Source organism: Salmonella sp. 32070601201500089SM, from assembly GCF_017573605.1.
GTDB classification, from domain to species: Bacteria; Pseudomonadota; Gammaproteobacteria; order Enterobacterales; family Enterobacteriaceae; genus Salmonella; species Salmonella enterica.
Map to the genome: position 1 here is coordinate 231,351 of NZ_JAGETK010000007.1, position 17,784 is coordinate 249,134.

General features: G+C 50.2%; 11 protein-coding genes and 1 pseudogene. 5 read left to right on the plus strand and 7 right to left on the minus strand.

Going from position 1 to position 17,784, the window contains the following annotated elements:
- Window positions 1-21 precede the first annotated feature (21 nt).
- Window positions 22-1,035, plus strand: coding sequence for a HoxN/HupN/NixA family nickel/cobalt transporter (locus J4728_RS13860; protein WP_208211900.1), 1,014 nt, complete (start codon window positions 22-24; stop codon window positions 1,033-1,035).
- Window positions 1,036-1,755: 720 nt separating this feature from the next.
- Here J4728_RS13860 and J4728_RS13865 read toward each other — a convergent pair.
- Both J4728_RS13865 and J4728_RS13870 read right to left on the minus strand, forming a co-directional pair.
- On the minus strand, window positions 1,756-2,652 hold the full coding sequence (locus J4728_RS13865) for an antimicrobial resistance protein Mig-14 (protein WP_000701514.1): 897 nt from the start codon (window positions 2,650-2,652) through the stop codon (window positions 1,756-1,758).
- A gap of 293 nt (window positions 2,653-2,945) precedes the next feature.
- On the minus strand, window positions 2,946-3,875 hold the full coding sequence (locus J4728_RS13870) for a VirK family antimicrobial peptide resistance protein (protein ID WP_208211901.1): 930 nt from the start codon (window positions 3,873-3,875) through the stop codon (window positions 2,946-2,948).
- A 518-nt stretch (window positions 3,876-4,393) separates the two neighbouring features.
- Between J4728_RS13870 and pipB2 the strand changes: the two genes are divergently transcribed.
- The 3 genes from pipB2 (at window position 4,394) to J4728_RS13885 (ending at window position 8,659) form a co-directional block, all read left to right on the plus strand.
- Window positions 4,394-5,446, plus strand: a complete 1,053-nt coding sequence (gene pipB2, locus J4728_RS13875) for an SPI-2 type III secretion system effector PipB2 (protein ID WP_079959894.1) — start codon at window positions 4,394-4,396, stop codon at window positions 5,444-5,446.
- Window positions 5,447-5,620: 174 nt separating this feature from the next.
- A complete protein-coding gene (locus J4728_RS13880; protein WP_077463764.1) occupies window positions 5,621-5,953 on the plus strand; it encodes a hypothetical protein in 333 nt (110 codons plus the stop codon).
- A 531-nt stretch (window positions 5,954-6,484) separates the two neighbouring features.
- Window positions 6,485-8,659 (plus strand): TonB-dependent siderophore receptor, encoded by a 2,175-nt coding sequence (locus J4728_RS13885; RefSeq protein ID WP_279577525.1) that lies wholly within the window; start codon window positions 6,485-6,487, stop codon window positions 8,657-8,659.
- Between the two features lie 41 nt (window positions 8,660-8,700).
- Here the strand turns inward: J4728_RS13885 and J4728_RS13890 are convergent, their stop codons facing one another.
- From J4728_RS13890 to hin, 5 genes are all read right to left on the minus strand, one after another.
- A complete protein-coding gene (locus tag J4728_RS13890; RefSeq protein WP_140236690.1) occupies window positions 8,701-9,636 on the minus strand; it encodes an alpha/beta hydrolase in 936 nt (311 codons plus the stop codon).
- Window positions 9,637-9,667: 31 nt separating this feature from the next.
- Complete coding sequence (locus tag J4728_RS13895) at window positions 9,668-10,912, minus strand: esterase family protein (protein ID WP_208211903.1); 1,245 nt, start codon at window positions 10,910-10,912, stop codon at window positions 9,668-9,670.
- Window positions 10,913-11,021: 109 nt separating this feature from the next.
- The gene (iroC, locus tag J4728_RS13900) at window positions 11,022-14,675 is read right to left on the minus strand and encodes a salmochelin/enterobactin export ABC transporter IroC (RefSeq protein ID WP_208211904.1); all 3,654 of its coding nucleotides are present in this window, start codon (window positions 14,673-14,675) and stop codon (window positions 11,022-11,024) included.
- An 80-nt stretch (window positions 14,676-14,755) separates the two neighbouring features.
- Window positions 14,756-15,871, minus strand: a complete 1,116-nt coding sequence (gene iroB / locus J4728_RS13905) for a salmochelin biosynthesis C-glycosyltransferase IroB (protein WP_208211906.1) — start codon at window positions 15,869-15,871, stop codon at window positions 14,756-14,758.
- A 960-nt stretch (window positions 15,872-16,831) separates the two neighbouring features.
- The gene (gene hin / locus J4728_RS13910; protein ID WP_000190912.1) at window positions 16,832-17,404 is read right to left on the minus strand and encodes a flagellar phase variation DNA invertase Hin; all 573 of its coding nucleotides are present in this window, start codon (window positions 17,402-17,404) and stop codon (window positions 16,832-16,834) included.
- A gap of 91 nt (window positions 17,405-17,495) precedes the next feature.
- Between hin and J4728_RS13915 the strand changes: the two are divergent.
- Window positions 17,496-17,784, plus strand: a pseudogene (locus tag J4728_RS13915) (flagellin FliC); the annotation flags it as partial.

Genomic DNA, 17,784 nt, shown 5'->3' on the forward strand with positions numbered 1-17,784 from the left:
AAATATAGTGGGTGCAGGGGCATGAATAATCATACTAAACGACGGGGAATAGCATTAACCCTCTTTCTTGTCGGTGTTAACATCCTGGCCTGGATTTGGGCGTTCTGTGTTTTTCATCACCATGCCGTCATGCTAAGCGCAGCCATACTGGCGTATAGCTTTGGGCTGCGTCATGCGGTTGATGCCGATCATATCGCAGCCATCGATACCGTCACCCGTAAACTGATGCAGCAGGGTAAAACGCCTTTAGGCGTGGGGGCGTTTTTTTCATTGGGTCATTCGACCATTGTCGTTCTGGCATGTCTGGCGATTGTTGTGACGTCGATGGCATTTCGCGATCGTATTGATGTTTTGCATCAATATGGTTCGTTGATTGGTACGGCTGTTTCCGCTTTTTTTCTGCTGGCGATGGCCCTGCTTAACCTGTTTATTTTGTTCAACGTCTGGCGGCAATTTCGCTCGGTTACCCGCGGCGAGTCAGTGAGGGCGCATGACGAGGCGATACCTGGCGGGCTGATGACGCGTATATTTCAGCGTACGTTTCGTTTGGTCACTTCCAGTTGGCATATGTATTTTGTCGGTTTTCTGTTTGGTCTGGGATTTGATACCGCAACCGAGGTTGGGTTGCTGGGCATTTCCGCTTCAGCAGCCAACCAGGGGCTATCTCTCTGGTCGATGATGATTTTTCCTGTGCTGTTTACCGCCGGGATGGCGCTGGTGGATTCCCTGGATAACTTTGTCATGGTCGGCGCTTACGGTTGGGCTTTCTCGCATCCATTACGTAAGCTTTATTATAATATGACCATTACCGCCGCATCCGTCATTGTCGCGCTGGCGATTGGCGGGCTTGAGGCGCTGGGGTTGATTGATGATGCGTTACAGTTAAGCGGAACATTTTGGCAGACCGTAAGCACGCTTAACGATCATATGGGGAACGTGGGCTTCTGGGTAGTGGGGGCTTTTGTGCTATTCTGGCTGCTCTCGTTGTTGAATTATCGCTGGCGCGGCTATGATAAAATCACCCTCAATACCTGATTGATTTCTGTAAAAATAGCATTTCGGCAGTGGTGTCATATCATTGCCGAAGCATTTTATCTCCTGAGAGTATATTCTTCCCGGTAAGTGCGTTATTTTTCATGCTTGCCTTTCGTTATCAATTTAAGCAATCCGATATAACATACAATACCAAAAATAATAATAACAGTTGTATACCCAAGAATCAGCCAGTCTGCATGTGTCATAATATAATCCAGTTATCAGGTATCCCGTGTTAAGGCGATCTTTAAGCCTGTTGTCAGCAAGAACCACTGTACCCGTTCAGTGCTGTTGGCAATAACGTATTGTTTATGCACAAGAGCGTTGTTACAAATAACGTATACATTGAGCATAGACCCCACCCGCATTTTTGTAATGCCATAAAGCAAGGCTACTCCTTTAATCTACTGACTGTATGCCAGGCCAGAAGAGATAAAAGGGTAGTTGTCATCATCATCTGTTCCTGACGCCAGGTTAATGACACACACATATGAAAATGTATAACCGCTGCACGCTTTTTAGCACGTTATCTGTAACATACCGTGTTAATCAATTCCATAAAACCGAGTATAGTGTAAGTGAATTTCGAGTAATTGTCATTATGATTATATGGTTGTTAACTTATTTTTTAAATTCTGATTAAATTTCGTTTTTTATCAGTTCATCAGGATTTATGAAAAATCTGGACGTAAAAAACATATTTACGTCCAGGCTTTCTTTTTAGCAAATAGATTTTCCGGTAAAATAGGGGGTCGACCACATGCGCTTATATTCCCATTCAGGCTTTAGTATGCCGATGGAAAAAAGCAATTTTTTTTGTCTTTCCTGGCAGTAATGTCTGGCACGGCTAATATTTAGCCACATTAGTATGCTGCCGGGACTGAGTGGCCTGCACTCATTTTTAATTGCACCATTAGATACGTCAAAGTAGACGTTCATCTGGCTTTCAGATTTCAGTACAATATCAAATGCACAGGGTATCCCTTCAATATAAAGAATATGCCCAAACAGAAGGTGATGCAGTTGACTAAAAAAGTTGGCAAGGTTATCAGCGGGATAGCAGGATGAAGTATTGCCGAAACGAGACCGAAATAACTCGATAAAAATATGAGTCAGTTCATCAGAAGAACAATCAGCAACGCTTTTTACACTTCCGCCTTTTTTAAGAAATCGCTGATATTCATTACGGCGTGTTTTTTCAAACTTAGAAGAGAACGCTTCTTTGACCAGACAATTTTGTTTTTTTCTGGTGAGTTTCCATATGGCATTGCGTATTTGTGGCTGGTGTAACGCCGAAAGTCGGTTAGTACGATCGGGTAAGAAGCAGCGTAAATCTGGTGCCATCGGAATAAGTATCTCATCTGACGATAGTGGGAAGGTTCTGCGCGTCAGGATGCCAATATTCTGATCATTACAGATAAAGTAGGCGCCTTTAATCTTATCATCTTCTTTATAGTGGAAGAATTTAAAATGCCAGTTATGGCGCTTCATAAAATAATCCACAATATCTGGGTGCATATTGATACTACCGCCGTATTGCGTAAACACCTCCCGGTATAGGGTAAAGGAAGACGGCTGCCAGCGGGTTAATATACGCTTAACTTCTTGTATTTTCACCAAAACTCCTGACTTAGCTTACTGAAAATGCTATTTTGTATTATTTTTTTGCTTAACCAAATAAAAATGTGACAAATGTTTAGCTTGTATTTAATGGTTAATATGCTAATCGATGACGTTATGGTGAAGGGAATAAGATTAAGATGTTGATCATAGCATGAGTGAAAGCGACGGTTAAATGCCGCGCTATTCACTCGCAAGCCATTCTGTATTTAACCATCCAGTAGCGATACAGATTTCAAAGAGATCCGCTGAACGGTAGCAGGATCTGCACATCCGCGTATGAAATAGTTCTACCGGGAGAGGCTGTTAACCTCTTGTATTATTGTATCCAGAATATGATAGCGTTTCCGATACTCTGCGCGTTTTTTGCTGGGGATACTTTCAGGCGCTTTACGCATCACCTGTGATGGCAGATGATATAAGGCACCTTTCTTAACGCCGTTTAGCGACTCCCAGAATTCACTATAGCTGGCCACAAAATTTTTTTTCTTCTGGAATAAGTACCTGAGTTGACGATAAACATGGTTGTTTTCACTTACCGCATAAATCTCGTCGACATTACAGGCCTGCATCAATGTTGCAAAAGCTTCATACAGCATCCGTTTAGGAAAGAGACCGTAACAATCTTTGGTGGCGTTACGTATGACTTGTGGGCCGACATGTTTACTGGGCCCTTGTAACCCGGCAACCAGCGCTATTTGCTTCCCTTCATGGCGGATAAAGGAAAATGATAAACGTGCCAACGGCGTATCATTGAAACACAGCGTTAATGTCAGCTCACCTTCTCTGTCATAGCCACAGGGACCGCAGTAGATATCTACCAGAGCGTCGTTTTTTCCTTCCAGGTGAGCGAGCAAGATTTGTTCCTCGGACAGGAGGATCTTTTTAATTTTACTTTCCGGAAAGGACTGAACGAACTGGTAGTGTTCCAGAATAGCTTTTGCCCGGCAACGTATGCTAAGCCCGGTATACAAATAGGGCCGCTGGATTTTTGCCGGCAACAGTGGACGATGAATAATCAGCGTTCTGGGCTGAGACAGATGGCATAATTCATTGAAGTATTTAATTGTCGTTACGGGGTTAATAAGGCAACGTAATACAAATTTATAGCGAAACTTACGCTCTCCCCAGCGTTTATGGCGATAAGGCGTCTGCGCCATGACTTCTTTTAACATTAATAATGGATTATATCTTTCCATATCACTTTGCTGCATCGTCATACTACGTCCCTACTACTCGATAGACTTATAACCGAGACGGTAGCCTGATTGAGTTAAACGTAAAGGCAACGAAGAAGGTCTGTACAGACGATGTTGTTAAACAGTTTATCAATGGCGGTAATAAAACGCCTGAACACGCTTTTTAATAGGTTTTCTGCTAATGAGTGGGATGAGTCCTGAACGTAGTATTAAAACGAATGCCGTGTTTATTATTTTAAATAATGTTATATACTCTAAATAATTTGAGTTGCAGGAAGGCGACAAGCGAGCGAATCCCCAGGAACTTACTAAAGTAAGTGACTGGGGTGAGGGAACGCAGCCGCAGCACATGCAACTTGAAGTATGACGAGTATAAGCCAATATATTTATTTGGCTGCTATTGTGTAAGCCAGACAGCAACGCGTCGTGATACGTTATTATGTAACCAGACGTAAAGGGGGTATTCACCTTATCTCTAAATGCAAATCTATATGATAAATTTTATCATGCACTGTGTTGCTGTCTCTGGGAGAAAATATATGGAGCGTTCACTCGATAGTCTGGCTGGTATGGCTAAATCTGCTTTTGGCGCGGGGACTTCTGCTGCTATGCGGCAAGCTACCTCGCCCAAAACCATTCTGGAATATATCATTAACTTTTTTACCTGTGGTGGGATACGTCGGAGAAATGAAACACAATATCAGGAATTGATAGAGACTATGGCTGAGACATTGAAAAGTACAATGCCTGACAGAGGTGCTCCGTTGCCAGAAAACATCATCCTGGATGATATGGATGGGTGTCGTGTCGAATTTAATCTTCCTGGTGAGAATAACGAAGCTGGACAAGTTATTGTACGAGTCAGTAAAGGCGACCATTCTGAGACAAGAGAAATTCCGCTTGCCTCTTTTGAAAAAATATGCCGAGCTTTACTATTCAGATGCGAATTTTCTCTCCCTCAGGATTCTGTAATATTAACTGCCCAGGGAGGCATGAATCTTAAAGGCGCTGTCCTTACCGGAGCAAATCTGACGTCAGAAAATTTATGTGACGCAGACTTAAGCGGCGCAAATTTAGAGGGGGCAGTGCTGTTTATGGCGGATTGTGAAGGTGCAAATTTTAAGGGCGCAAATCTATCGGGAACATCACTAGGCGACAGTAATTTCAAGAACGCCTGTCTGGAAGATAGCATTATGTGTGGCGCTACCCTCGATCACGCTAATCTTACTGGCGCCAATTTACAACACGCGAGTCTGTTAGGCTGTAGCATGATAGAATGTAATTGCTCCGGTGCAAATATGGATCACACTAATCTTTCAGGCGCAACCCTTATACGTGCTGATATGAGCGGTGCGACATTACAGGGTGCTACTATAATGGCTGCAATTATGGAAGGCGCTGTCTTAACCCGGGCAAACCTGCGAAAGGCTAGTTTCATTTCTACGAACCTGGACGGGGCTGATTTGGCTGAGGCTAATTTAAACAATACCTGTTTTAAAGATTGTACACTAACCGATTTGCGTACTGAAGACGCCACAATGTCTACGAGTACACAAACACTTTTTAACGTATTTTATAGTGAAAATATTTAGCCCTATTTGACGTAAATCTGAAATAAAAGCAATGTAAGAATAACAATCTGCTACTGAATAGTAGCTGGGAGTAAATTATTTACAGTATCTTTTATTATTACAGGAGTATGCGACGGTAAAAATATCTGAATAACTATTTCTATTTTCTCAAGTAGAACTTCCAACTAAAGTGAATTGTTTGAAAAGGAAAACGTTATGCCTGGATGTATAAGTGCCTGTTCGTGCGTTGCCAGCCCGACGCCTCCCGATCCTAAGGGCCCCCCCGCGCCTAAATGGATAGAGTTAAAAGGTTATTGTGTTACATGTACTAGTCAGGAGGATATTCGTCCACCTAAAGGGGGTGAATCAAAGCAAAAAATGACACCCAGCGAGTTAGTGCTGTTACGAGGTCTTTTAAAAGATCTGGGGGTAACACAACATCCCTGGCAAGACCCGACAGTAAAATCCACTAACTGTGGGTTGCCATTTTTCCCGGTAGATCCTGGGGAACGAGAAACCGATGTTTGATGGTTTTCAGTCTGCAAAGCGCCTGATAAATATTACCAGGCGCTTTGTATTTTGGCGCCAACATCACTTTCATCGTCATATATCGAATGACTACAATCGTATCCGATCCCACCATTACCCAGACGGAAAGTCGCTGGCAAACTGTAAGAATGGTTCGCCGTCGGCAGGGAAGCGGCGGTGAACCCTGAACCGTGCTATACCATCTTACCTGGGTGTTTCTTGTGATTAACGATCTGAAAAATAGTTTTATTTTATCTATTTCTGTTTTGTAAAACCTCCGTTCAGTAGGCGCATTCTGCCCCCCTTCCCGGATTTACTGGCAAAGCGGAGCCCGGACAGAGAGTCATATTGCAAAATCCCGTTTCCGTTTTTTTATTACCAGATTTTTGTGGTCGAAAGATTGCCTTTTCCTTAATTGAATGATAATTATTATCATTAGCATATGATAATAATTACTATATAGACGTAACTTGGCAAGGATGTGAGCTTGAGGGCAACAGCGCTACTTTAGACATTATTTAGGGAATGGGTATGAAAGTTAATAAGTTCCTCTGGTTAATAACCGTGGTTTCTACAGGGGTTAATAGTCCATTATCAGCAGCAGAATCTACTGACGACAACGGCGAAACGATGGTGGTTGAATCCACCGCCGAGCAAGTATTAAAGCAACAGCCGGGCGTTTCGATTATTACTCGTGACGATATTCAAAAGAATCCTCCCGTTAACGATCTTGCCGATATTATTCGTAAGATGCCTGGGGTTAATCTTACCGGCAATAGCGCCTCGGGGACGCGCGGAAATAACCGACAAATTGATATTCGTGGTATGGGGCCGGAAAATACCTTAGTGCTGATTGACGGCGTGCCGGTGACGTCGCGAAATTCGGTTCGCTATAGCTGGCGCGGAGAACGCGACACCCGTGGCGATACGAACTGGGTACCGCCGGAGATGGTAGAACGTATTGAAGTGATCCGTGGGCCCGCCGCCGCGCGCTATGGCTCCGGTGCCGCTGGCGGGGTGGTGAATATCATCACCAAACGTCCGACTAACGACTGGCACGGCTCGCTGTCGCTCTATACCAACCAGCCGGAAAGCAGCAAAGAAGGTGACACCCGGCGGGGTAACTTTAGCCTTAGCGGCCCGTTGGCTGGTGATACGTTGACGATGCGCCTGTACGGTAATCTCAACAGAACCGATGCCGACAGCTGGGATATTAACTCCTCCGCCGGTACCAAAAATGCCGCCGGACGGGAGGGGGTCACCAATAAAGATATTAATAGCGTCTTCTCATGGAAAATGACCCCGCAGCAAATCCTTGATTTTGAAGCGGGATACAGTCGGCAGGGGAATATCTATGCCGGCGATACGCAAAACAGTACTTCGAACGCGGTTACTAAAAGTCTGGCGCAGTCCGGGCGGGAGACCAATCGCCTGTACCGGCAGAATTACGGTCTAACTCATAACGGCATCTGGGACTGGGGGCAAAGCCGCCTGGGGTTCTACTATGAAAAAACCGATAATACCCGCATGAATGAGGGACTCTCCGGCGGCGGCGAGGGGCGCATTACCAACGACCAGACGTTCACCACTAACCGCCTGATCTCGTATCGCACCAGCGGCGAGGTGAATGTCCCGGTGATATGGCTATTTGAGCAAACGCTCACCGTCGGCGCGGAGTGGAACCGCGATGAGCTGAACGATCCTTCCTCTACCAGTCTGACGGTTAAGGATAGCAATATCGCCGGGATTCCCGGTTCGGCGGCTAACCGTAGCAGCAAAAATAAATCGGAAATCAGTGCGCTGTACGTTGAAGATAATATCGAACCCATGGCCGGTACCAATATTATTCCGGGTCTGCGTTTTGACTATTTGAGCGAATCCGGGAGTAATTTTAGTCCCAGTCTTAACCTTTCCCAGGAGTTAGGTGAATACGTCAAGGTGAAAGCCGGTATTGCCCGGGCCTTTAAGGCACCGAACTTGTATCAAACCAGTGAGGGGTATTTACTCTATTCGAAAGGCAACGGTTGTCCAAAAGATATTACGTCAGGCGGCTGTTACCTGGTCGGTAATAAGAACCTCGATCCTGAAATTAGCATCAATAAAGAGATCGGGCTGGAATTTACCGTAGACGATTACCACGCAAGCGTCACGTATTTCCGTAACGATTATCAGAATAAGATTGTCGCAGGTGATAAGATTATTGGCAGAAGCGCATCTGGCGCTTATGTATTGCAGTGGCAGAACGGCGGTAAGGCGCTGATTGAAGGTATTGAAGCCAGCATGGCTGTTCCGCTGATGCCGGACCGTCTGAACTGGAATACCAATGCGACTTATATGATCGCTTCTGAGCAAAAAGATACCGGTAATCCCTTATCGATAATCCCGAAATATACGGTGAATACCTTCCTCGACTGGACTATCACCAGCGCGCTCTCCGCTAACGTCAACTGGACGTTATACGGCAAGCAAAAACCGCGAACACATGCGGAGTCGCGTAGTGAAGAGACCAAAGGATTGTCCGGGAAAGCGCTGGGGGCTTACTCACTGGTCGGCGCTAACGTTAACTACGATATCAATAAGAACCTGCGTCTTAATGTCGGTATCAGCAATATCTTCGATAAACAGATCTATCGCTCCGCCGAAGGGGCAAATACCTATAACGAACCGGGGCGGGCTTATTATGCCGGTGTGACGGCCTCGTTTTGATGGGTTATGCCCGCCGCTGGCGGGCATATTCTGGCGACGGGTTAATGGCAGCGTGGTTCTTGGCTTGCCGGTTCGCGACTGATATCCAGCAATGCACTACGAAAAGAGGCGTTAAACATGGGCCCGTGGCCCAGGCCCGGGTAATGCTGCAGGGCCGCGTTAACGCCGTTGTTCTCAAGCGTTCTCACGGTCTCCTGAACTTTTTGCAGGAGCTCGGCCATCTGGCGTTGCCTGCTATCCCCATTCGACGCTGAACCTTCCATTATGATGAGTTTTTTATGGCAGAACGGCGACGGCTTCACTGTCGTAAGGCGATTCAACAGGGCAAAGTTATCCCTGCTGAGTGACGGGCTGGCGCTGTAATAGATATGAAAGAAGGATGACGACAGCCAGGAGTCCAAAACGAACAGGCCGCCATAAGAATGTCCCCATACCCCGCGCCGTTCGGGGTTGATGGTTGTTTCTTGTTCCACCTGCGGCGCGATATGTCTCTCCAGTAGCTGGCGGAACGCTGGCCCGCCGCCGGTCTTACGATGAAAACGCGGGTTATTTTCACTGCCTTCGCGATCGATTCCCGGTGCCGGCGTATAGTCATAAGCTCTGCCGTTAAGATCAAACGGCAGGTTAGTCTGATAGCCAATCGCCACAATCACCGGCGGCGAGTGGTCTGCCAGCTGTTTGAGCAGCGTCTCCGGCAGTCTGTCCATCACTGCGTTGCCGTCCAGCATATATAAGACAGGATAACCCGACGGCGGGGCGGCTTTATTGGGAATAGCGGTCCATACCCGGTAATGTCTTGCGCCATCGGCAGATTGAAAGTCATTGACCCTAAAATGGTAATATCCCGAACCTTTATCAGCAATATTCGGTCCTAATGGCTGCATATCCGGCTGCGCATAACTCAGCGCGCTAAAACAAAAACTCACTAAAAATAGCGCCATGCGATAGCACTTGTTGTGGTACTGGCGACCATACATCGGATGTGATTCCTTTTTGGCAGGTGAAGTTTTATCGGGGCAGTAGACGTAATCCGTCAATCAGCGCGCCGCGCCACCAGGCATAATCGTGACCGCCGGTGTACACGCTGCAATGGCTTTCAACGCCGGCGGCGCGCAATTTTTCATGCAACTGTTTGACCTGCGGGACCGTCGAACCTTCCAGCGATCCCACGCACAGATGCGTACGTACGGCTGGCGAGGGCGCGGATAACACATGTTCGCTGACCCATGAGCGCTCTTCTGCGCTGAAATGGGGCGGGCGATTGCGGTTGTCCGGCGTCCACCACATTGAGGGGGAGTGGCTCAGTACCAGGCCGAAGCTCTCTGGCGCGTGGCGGGCCGCCATCAGCGCGGTCACGCCGCCGAGGCTTTGCCCAGCCAGCACCGTTTGTGTACGGTCCGCCCACCGCCGTTCCGGGTATTTGGCGCGAAGGGTTGGCAGCAGGCGTTCGGCAATGTCGAGCACCAGCTCGCGGCGACCGCCGAGTATTGCGACGCGTTCACGCGCGTTGATGTTATCAATGCCGAGTACGGCCACCGGCGCGATGCGTCCGCTGCGGATGGCGGCGTCAATGGCGGCGTTTACCCCAAGATGGTCGAACCAGATCTCGCCATCCGTGAGTACCAGTAAGCCCAGCGGTTGTACGACAGGAACGTCAGGAAGATACAGCCGCACACGGCGACGTTGTCCGGCGAGCCGATGTTCTGAGGTGAAAAGCTGCCCGGCGTAAGTGCGACAGCCTGACCACTCCTCCTGTGCCGGGGCATGATCCAGCGCCAGAACAGACTCCTGCGCATTACCCCGAACATTTATTCCCGGCGTGCTGTTCAGCGGGTCCGCCTTCCCGACAAGGGAGGCGAAACGGCTTCCAAGCTGCAATACCGTCTCGTCCGGGGTTTCCGGTGGTATTTCGACCATCGTATAGGAACCGCAGTAGGACGCCGGTAAGCGAAGCGTCAGATGCCAGATATCCGTTGTGGGCAGTTGCGTCATCATACCTTTCGCCACGTTATCTTTATCGGTGACACGGTTCAGGCGAACATAAACCCCCCGCAGAGGAGAGGCGGCACGCCACAGGAAGGTGACTTCCCGTTCATCGTCTGCGCCGTTAATGGCTGTCACCAGCGGCAGCGCGAGCGAGTTTACTGCTCGCCAGAAGTGAGAAGCGTCAACCTGGCTTCCGGCGGCGAGTTGACGGCGAAGGCGCGTAGCAGTCTGTATAGCGACAGGAGCGACGGGCGGGCTCAGTCTCATTCTTTGTATTCCATCTCATTTATATTTCGGTCAGTACTAATAGCTAAAGCGGCTGTTACAGGAACAGCCGCTTGCGGGCTTTCTTTTGCGTAAATCGTGGCGATAAAAACTATCCTATGACCTCTCCTTGCGTATCGCGTGTCTGGCCGATGCTGTCCCGCCACAGACGAGCATACAGGCCATGAGTCGCTATCAACTGCTCATGGCTGCCATATTCAGCGATACATCCTTTATCGATTACGACAATAACATCGCAACGGCGAGCGGTGGTCAGCCGGTGCGCGACGATAAGCGCGATGCGTTTCTCGGTATGCGTCACCCTGGTAAGCGAGGTCATTAAGCGCTCCTCGGCGCTACGGTCGATACGCGCTGTCGCCTCGTCGAGCAGCAGAATATGCGCCTGCGCCAGGTGGGCGCGGGCGAGGGCAATCAACTGACGCTGGCCCGCGGACAGATCCGTGCCGCCGTTATTGACCGGAGTACGAAACCCCAGCGGCAGATGTTGCACAGTTTCAAAGAGTCCCGCCCGTCGCGCCGCGCTCTCCACCTCCGTGTCGCTGCTGTCTGGCCGCGGATAGCGGATATTTTCGGCAATATCGCCGCTAAATAATGCGACATCCTGAGTGACCAGCCCCGTCTGGCGACGATAATCACTAAGCGACGCGGCATCAATTAAGCGCTCACCGACACGGATTTGTCCGCTACCGGGAGAGTAGAGCCCGGCCAGCAGCTTGATCAGCGTCGATTTGCCGGCGCCGCTACGTCCGACCACCGCGACTACCGTTCCTGGCGGAATGGTGAGCGAGAGATTATCAAGCACAGGTTGCGTTTTTTCGGGATAGCGGAATGTCAATGCCTCCAGGCGTAGTGCGCCAGTGCCAGGCGTTATGGAGGACGGTTCAATATTCTCCGTGTCCTCAGTCGCCAATAGCGCATTGATATGTTTGCCGCTGGCGGTCGCCTGCTGCCAGGAATCGACAATGCCTGACAACTGCTGTACCGGGCCATAAAATTGTCCCAGTAGCAGGAAGAACGCCGCCAGTATCCCGGGCGTCATTTCGCCTCCGGCGACCCGGGTCGCCCCGATTAAAAGCACGGCGGCATAGGCGGCCTCGGTGCAGAAAGTCAGGAACGGAAAATAGACGGCAAGGTATTTTTGCGCCCGCACGCGGGTGGCGCGGAAGTTGTCTGATAACGCCCGTAGCCTGGCGGCTTCCTGCTTCTGTTGGCCGTGTGACTGTACTACCCGCATACCGGAGACCTTTTCCTGAAGCGTACTGTTCACCTTACCAATTTCCAGCCGTGCCTGAGCGTAGGCAGGCGAGCTCAAACGGCGGTAAATCCACGTCGCCAGCATCACTACAGGCACGGCGCTTAATGCCGTTAACGCAAGAATGGGGTCAAGCCAGAACATTGCCGCGGCGATAGCGACCATTGTCACGATGCTGGTGGCCGCGCTGGCAAGACCGTTTTGCAGAAATCGGGCGAGTGAATCAACATCGACGGTCATGCGAGTAAGACGCGAGTCGATGTGCTTCTCGTGCCAGGGAAGACTCAGGCGTAGCAGGTGGCTGAAGCTGCGTAAGCGTACCGTATGCTGTACCGACTCTGCCGCGCGGGCGGCGAAGATCGTTTGCAGCGCATAGCAGCACCAACCAATCGCCACCAGACACAGCGCGAGCAGAGCGCATATGCCAATAGTCGACATATCCCCTGCGGCAACGCCTGAGTCAATACCGCGCTGCAAAAGCACCAGCACGCCAACGCCTGCGGCGGAATCAAGCGCGATAAGCAGGGCGGCGATGACGAACATCCAGGCTACTGGCGTCAGCAGCGATGAGACTTGACGCCCGTGGCCTGCCAGCGCCATCTGTACGGCGCGTTCCGGAACGCGCGTCATCCGGTCGACAAAACCTTTTCCGGCGGGGGGCTGGCGCTCATGCGCGTCGTCGGATTTTACCGCCTGCGTTGTTGGCCATAGCGCACGTTGTTCCGCCGGGGCGAGGGCGAGAAAATCACCCTCGCCGCTCATCAGCGAGCGAAACGTCGGACACCTTGCATCCAGCTCCGCCTGGGTACCGATATCCACGACGCGGCCTTTATCCAGCACGACGATCCGATCGGCTAACTGCAGTGTTGAACGGCGGCGTGCAATCACCAGCAGCATATGCTCATTATCGGCATAACGACCAAGAGCCGTATTAATTTCCGCTTCAGTACCGGCATCGACCGCCGAGGTGGTGTCATCGAGAATCAGCAGTTCCGGCGCGGTAATCAGTGCCCGGGCTAGCGCAATACGCTGGCGTTGGCCGCCGGAGAGGTTGCTTCCGCGTTCGGCCAGTCGGGTGTTGAACCCCTGCGGTAGCGCATTGATGAACCCGCTGGCGCCTGCGGCATCGGCGGCGCGTCGAATGTCGTCCTGAGTCGCTTGCGGGTGCCCATAGGCGATGTTTTCCGCCACCGTACCGGCAAACAGAAACGCGTCTTCAAAAACTACGCCAACGCGACGACGAAGCGCCGTCAGTTTCAGGTCGCGAATATTCTGTTGACCCGCAGTGGTGTTGAGCCACACCCCGCCGGAGGTGGGATCGTAAAAGCGCGCCAGCAACATCAGCAATGTTGATTTTCCGGAGCCGGAGGCGCCAACCACCGCCACGGTTTCACCGGCGTGAATGGAAAACGAGATCTCATTGAGGATACGGTTACCGTTGTCGTAGTGGAAACTCATCTTCTCCACGTCCAGCCCGATAATCTGACCCTCAACCGACTCAGTACCGTCTTCCATGCGAGAACGCGTGTCGATAAGCGCGAAGACGCGCTCTACCGACGCCTGTGTGCGCTGTGCGATAACCAAAAACGATGCCAGTACGCGGGTAGGGCCGGTCAGCATAGCGAGAAAACTCGCGAACGCAACGAAGGTTCCCAGATCGATGCGCCCATTCATTACCGACCAGCCGCCATAGCACAGCAGGACGATTTGCCCTATCACTGGTAGCGCCAGCATGGTTGCGCCCGGCATCGCCTGCGAGATAGCGGCGCCGATGCGTACCCGCACCATCTGCCGCGACTGACCATCGAGCCAACGCGTTTCGCGTAACTCCGCCACGCAGGACTTCACCACTGAGATCTGTTCCAATACTTCGCGCATATGTTCCGTCATGTGCGCCAGCCGGTCTGAGGCAAGCCCCGTTTGCGCGAAAACACGGCGACGGGCGCGCAGGGCGGTAATAGCAAGGGCGGCCAGTACGCAAATCACGATAAGCGTCATGGATGGCGACATCCATAGCATCACCGCGATACCGGCCACATAGTAAGTGAGCACCGCCAGCGGCACCGGGCACATCTGTAGCAAGGTGTGTACCTGTTGAAGATCGCTGTTGGTACGCGAAATGACCTGCCCGGTACGCAAGGCGTCCTGGCCTGCGCCGTCCAGTTTTTGAATACTGTCGAACGCACGGCTACGTAACGTATGCTGAACCCACAACGAGAGTTCTCCGGCATAGCCGCGGCGCACGTAATTCCCGATAAAATCAAAAAGGGCAATTAACAGCAGGCCGCAGGCAAGTAACGGCAGGTGGGTCGTATCGCCTGCTATCGCGTCATTGACGGCCTGACGCGTTATTAGCGGCGTCAGCGCAGCCAGTAAAATGGTCGATACTGATGCTACGATGACAATGATGCTCAGTGTTTTACGTTCCCAACACACGCGGGCAAGGCGAACTATCCAGGCACGAGCGGGCATGGGGGAATGAGTCGCGGGCATTAAGCCTCCTTATCGGTGAAAGATGAGATATGGCGACACACGCTGGGTTCAGCCGCCATATTGTCATTGCGCTGCCGCGGTTAGCCGTGTTGCAGCATGGCGATCAGTTTTTTTGCCACCTCGGTCGGGCAAGGCTGGGCCGCCATTTCCGCCGCGACCTCCTGCGACGCCTCGCGAAGCGCGCGATTACCGAGGAAGGTATTGATCATGCTGCTCGTAAGCCCGCTCTTACCGGGAATAATGCCGCATCCGCGCTCGACCACGGCGCGGGCATTGACGGGTCTGTCGGCACCCTGGCCAAAGACTATCTGCGGAATGCCGGCATGCAGCGCCGTCAGGGTGTTGCCTGCGCCGCCATGGTGGATAAAACCGTCGGCGCCGTTAAGGAAAACGCCCATCGGAAGCCAGTCGACCAGACGGACATTCGGCGGCAGTGAACGTAAATCCGAGCGGGCGTTTGCCGGAAGATGCAGGATGATTTCGGCATCTACTTCGCCGGCAGAATCCATTACCCAGGAAATCAGATCCAGGCCATCCACCATCGGTTTGACGGTGCCGAGGCTGACCAGAAGACGCTTGCGATCAGGTGTACGTTCCCACCATTCTTCCCAGACGGCGCCGCCGTTATACGGGACGTATTGCATGGAGATAACCGGCTCTCCGTCATTTTGCAGTATGCTCATGCTGGGCGGTGTGACGTCTATCCACGCCAGATCTCTTGGTGGCGCGCTGACCCCATGGCGGCGGTAGGCGTTAGAAAGTGATTTCGTCACGCCTTTGATGTGCCAGGGCGTATGACCGAAGCCGACGGTTTGCATCACTACCGGAATGTCATACTTAGCGGCAATCAGTGGTCCAACGACCCCAAGGGGAGGGTAGACGATGAGATCTGGTCGCCACTGCCCGGAGAACGCGACCAGCGGGTCAGTCATCTCTTCGCTGAAGAATGAGAAGTTCCCCATTTTTGTTCCAATGTTATTTTCTTTTCGTAATGCCTCCTGACGGCGATAACCCGCTTCCGAATCGAAACCAGGCGCAGCGTCAAATACCACCAACCCAGCTTCTGCTGCTTTCTGTGCAAATTTTCCACCGCTTGCAATCAGCACTTCATGGCCATTAACACGAAACGCTTGCGCCAGGGACAGCACAGGGTATAGCAGTCCATACAGTGGTGGACCGACAAACAGAATACGCATGAGAAATCCTCTCTCTCCACGTCATAAATCGAACAAGTTGTTAATGAGAATGATAATAATTACCAATATCATTTGTAAAATGCAATAACTAATACGACACTTGAGCATGTGATGATTTTTTGCGTAAAAATCGGGAAAGAGGAGAGCGTTAAGCGGTGATGTTTGGTTTCAGGCTTATTTACGTGCGTATGGTCGCAAAGGCAAAGCGCCAGGATTGGGGAACTGGATTCGCATACCAGACGCCCGTGGATTATTAATGATAACTTCGCAAATAACCTTTCAGACAATGAGGTAAACGTACCGACAGCAAGGTAACGGGAAACGTAGGGAGTAGTATTGATAACACGTTGCGGGGCAATTTAATGGTGTCCGGCGGCGGATCGTGTTCTGTGTGGACTTTCCGGCGTTAAATCCCGTATCACCTGCGAGCCTGGACTATCTCTGTGGTATCAACTCTGTAGTAATTTTGTCCCCTTCGTCTTCATTAGCCAATGAAACCGGCTTTACGTTACCGTTCGAATGTTGCGAACGAACAGCTCCTTATGCGGATATCGTCACCGCTCTGCGATTTTTATCGCGCATCAGCCACACGATTTATTGGTTCTTGAAAACCAAGGTTTTTGATAACCAATGTTATGCCAGGCTTACCTGTGTCATCCAGGTTATCGACACTTGAGGCATAAACTTTACTACTTTTTCTGTCTGTAATTGCTTACACCTAACAGTTTGATTAAAAAGCCTTTCTATGTGAACACTGCGTCTGGTAGTGTTTTGAGCGATGTCGTCTATAGCTGGATATAACATAGGCTTTATCGTGAGCGCGTTACATTATATATGTTAATGCGTTGAATTTTTTCTCTTTTTAATTAGATGCTGTCTTTTTCGTATACCCTTTCGTTTTATTTATGCCATACGCCTGTATTACAAAAATGTTATATCCATCCTGTTGTGATTTTTATTTTAATTCATTCGTTTTTTTATGCGGCTTGCCGGAAAATATCTGTATAAGGTAGATACGCCAATACCAAAAATAATAGCTAGTTGCTGCCGAGGATGGCCTTTCTCTAATAGCCGGCTAATCTGTTCCTGTTCATGTTTGTTGATCGCCCGAGGGCGCCCTCCCAGTCGTCCTTGCGCTCTGGCGGCAGCCAGTCCGGCAAGGGTTCGCTCGACAATTAATTCTCGCTCCATTTCGGCCAGTGCTGACATTACATGAAAAAAGAATCGCCCCATCGCGCTACTGGTATCGATACTATCGGTTAAAGAATGGAAGTGAGCTCCGCGTTCATGTAATTCTGATATTAACGCCACCAGATTTTTCACGCTGCGGCCCAGTCTGTCTAATTTCCAGACGACAAGAGTATCGCCTTTATTTACATACTTTAACGCTCGTTTCAGGCCGGGGCGGTTTGCAATCTTGCCACTGATACGGTCCTCAAAAATGCGGTCACAATTTGCACTAGTAAGCGCATTACGCTGTAAATCGATATTTTGGTCAATTGTTGACACCCGAATATACCCAATAGTAGCCATGATTTTCTCCTTTACATCAGATAAGGAAGAATTTTAGTCGCTTTTCTCATGGGAGATTGCTTTATCAAAAACCTTCCAAAAGGAAAATTTTATGGCACAAGTAATCAACACTAACAGTCTGTCGCTGCTGACCCAGAATAACCTGAACAAATCCCAGTCCGCACTGGGCACCGCTATCGAGCGTCTGTCTTCCGGTCTGCGTATCAACAGTGCGAAAGACGATGCGGCAGGTCAGGCGATTGCTAACCGTTTTACCGCGAACATCAAAGGTCTGACTCAGGCTTCCCGTAACGCTAACGACGGTATCTCCATTGCGCAGACCACTGAAGGCGCGCTGAACGAAATCAACAACAACCTGCAGCGTGTGCGTGAACTGGCGG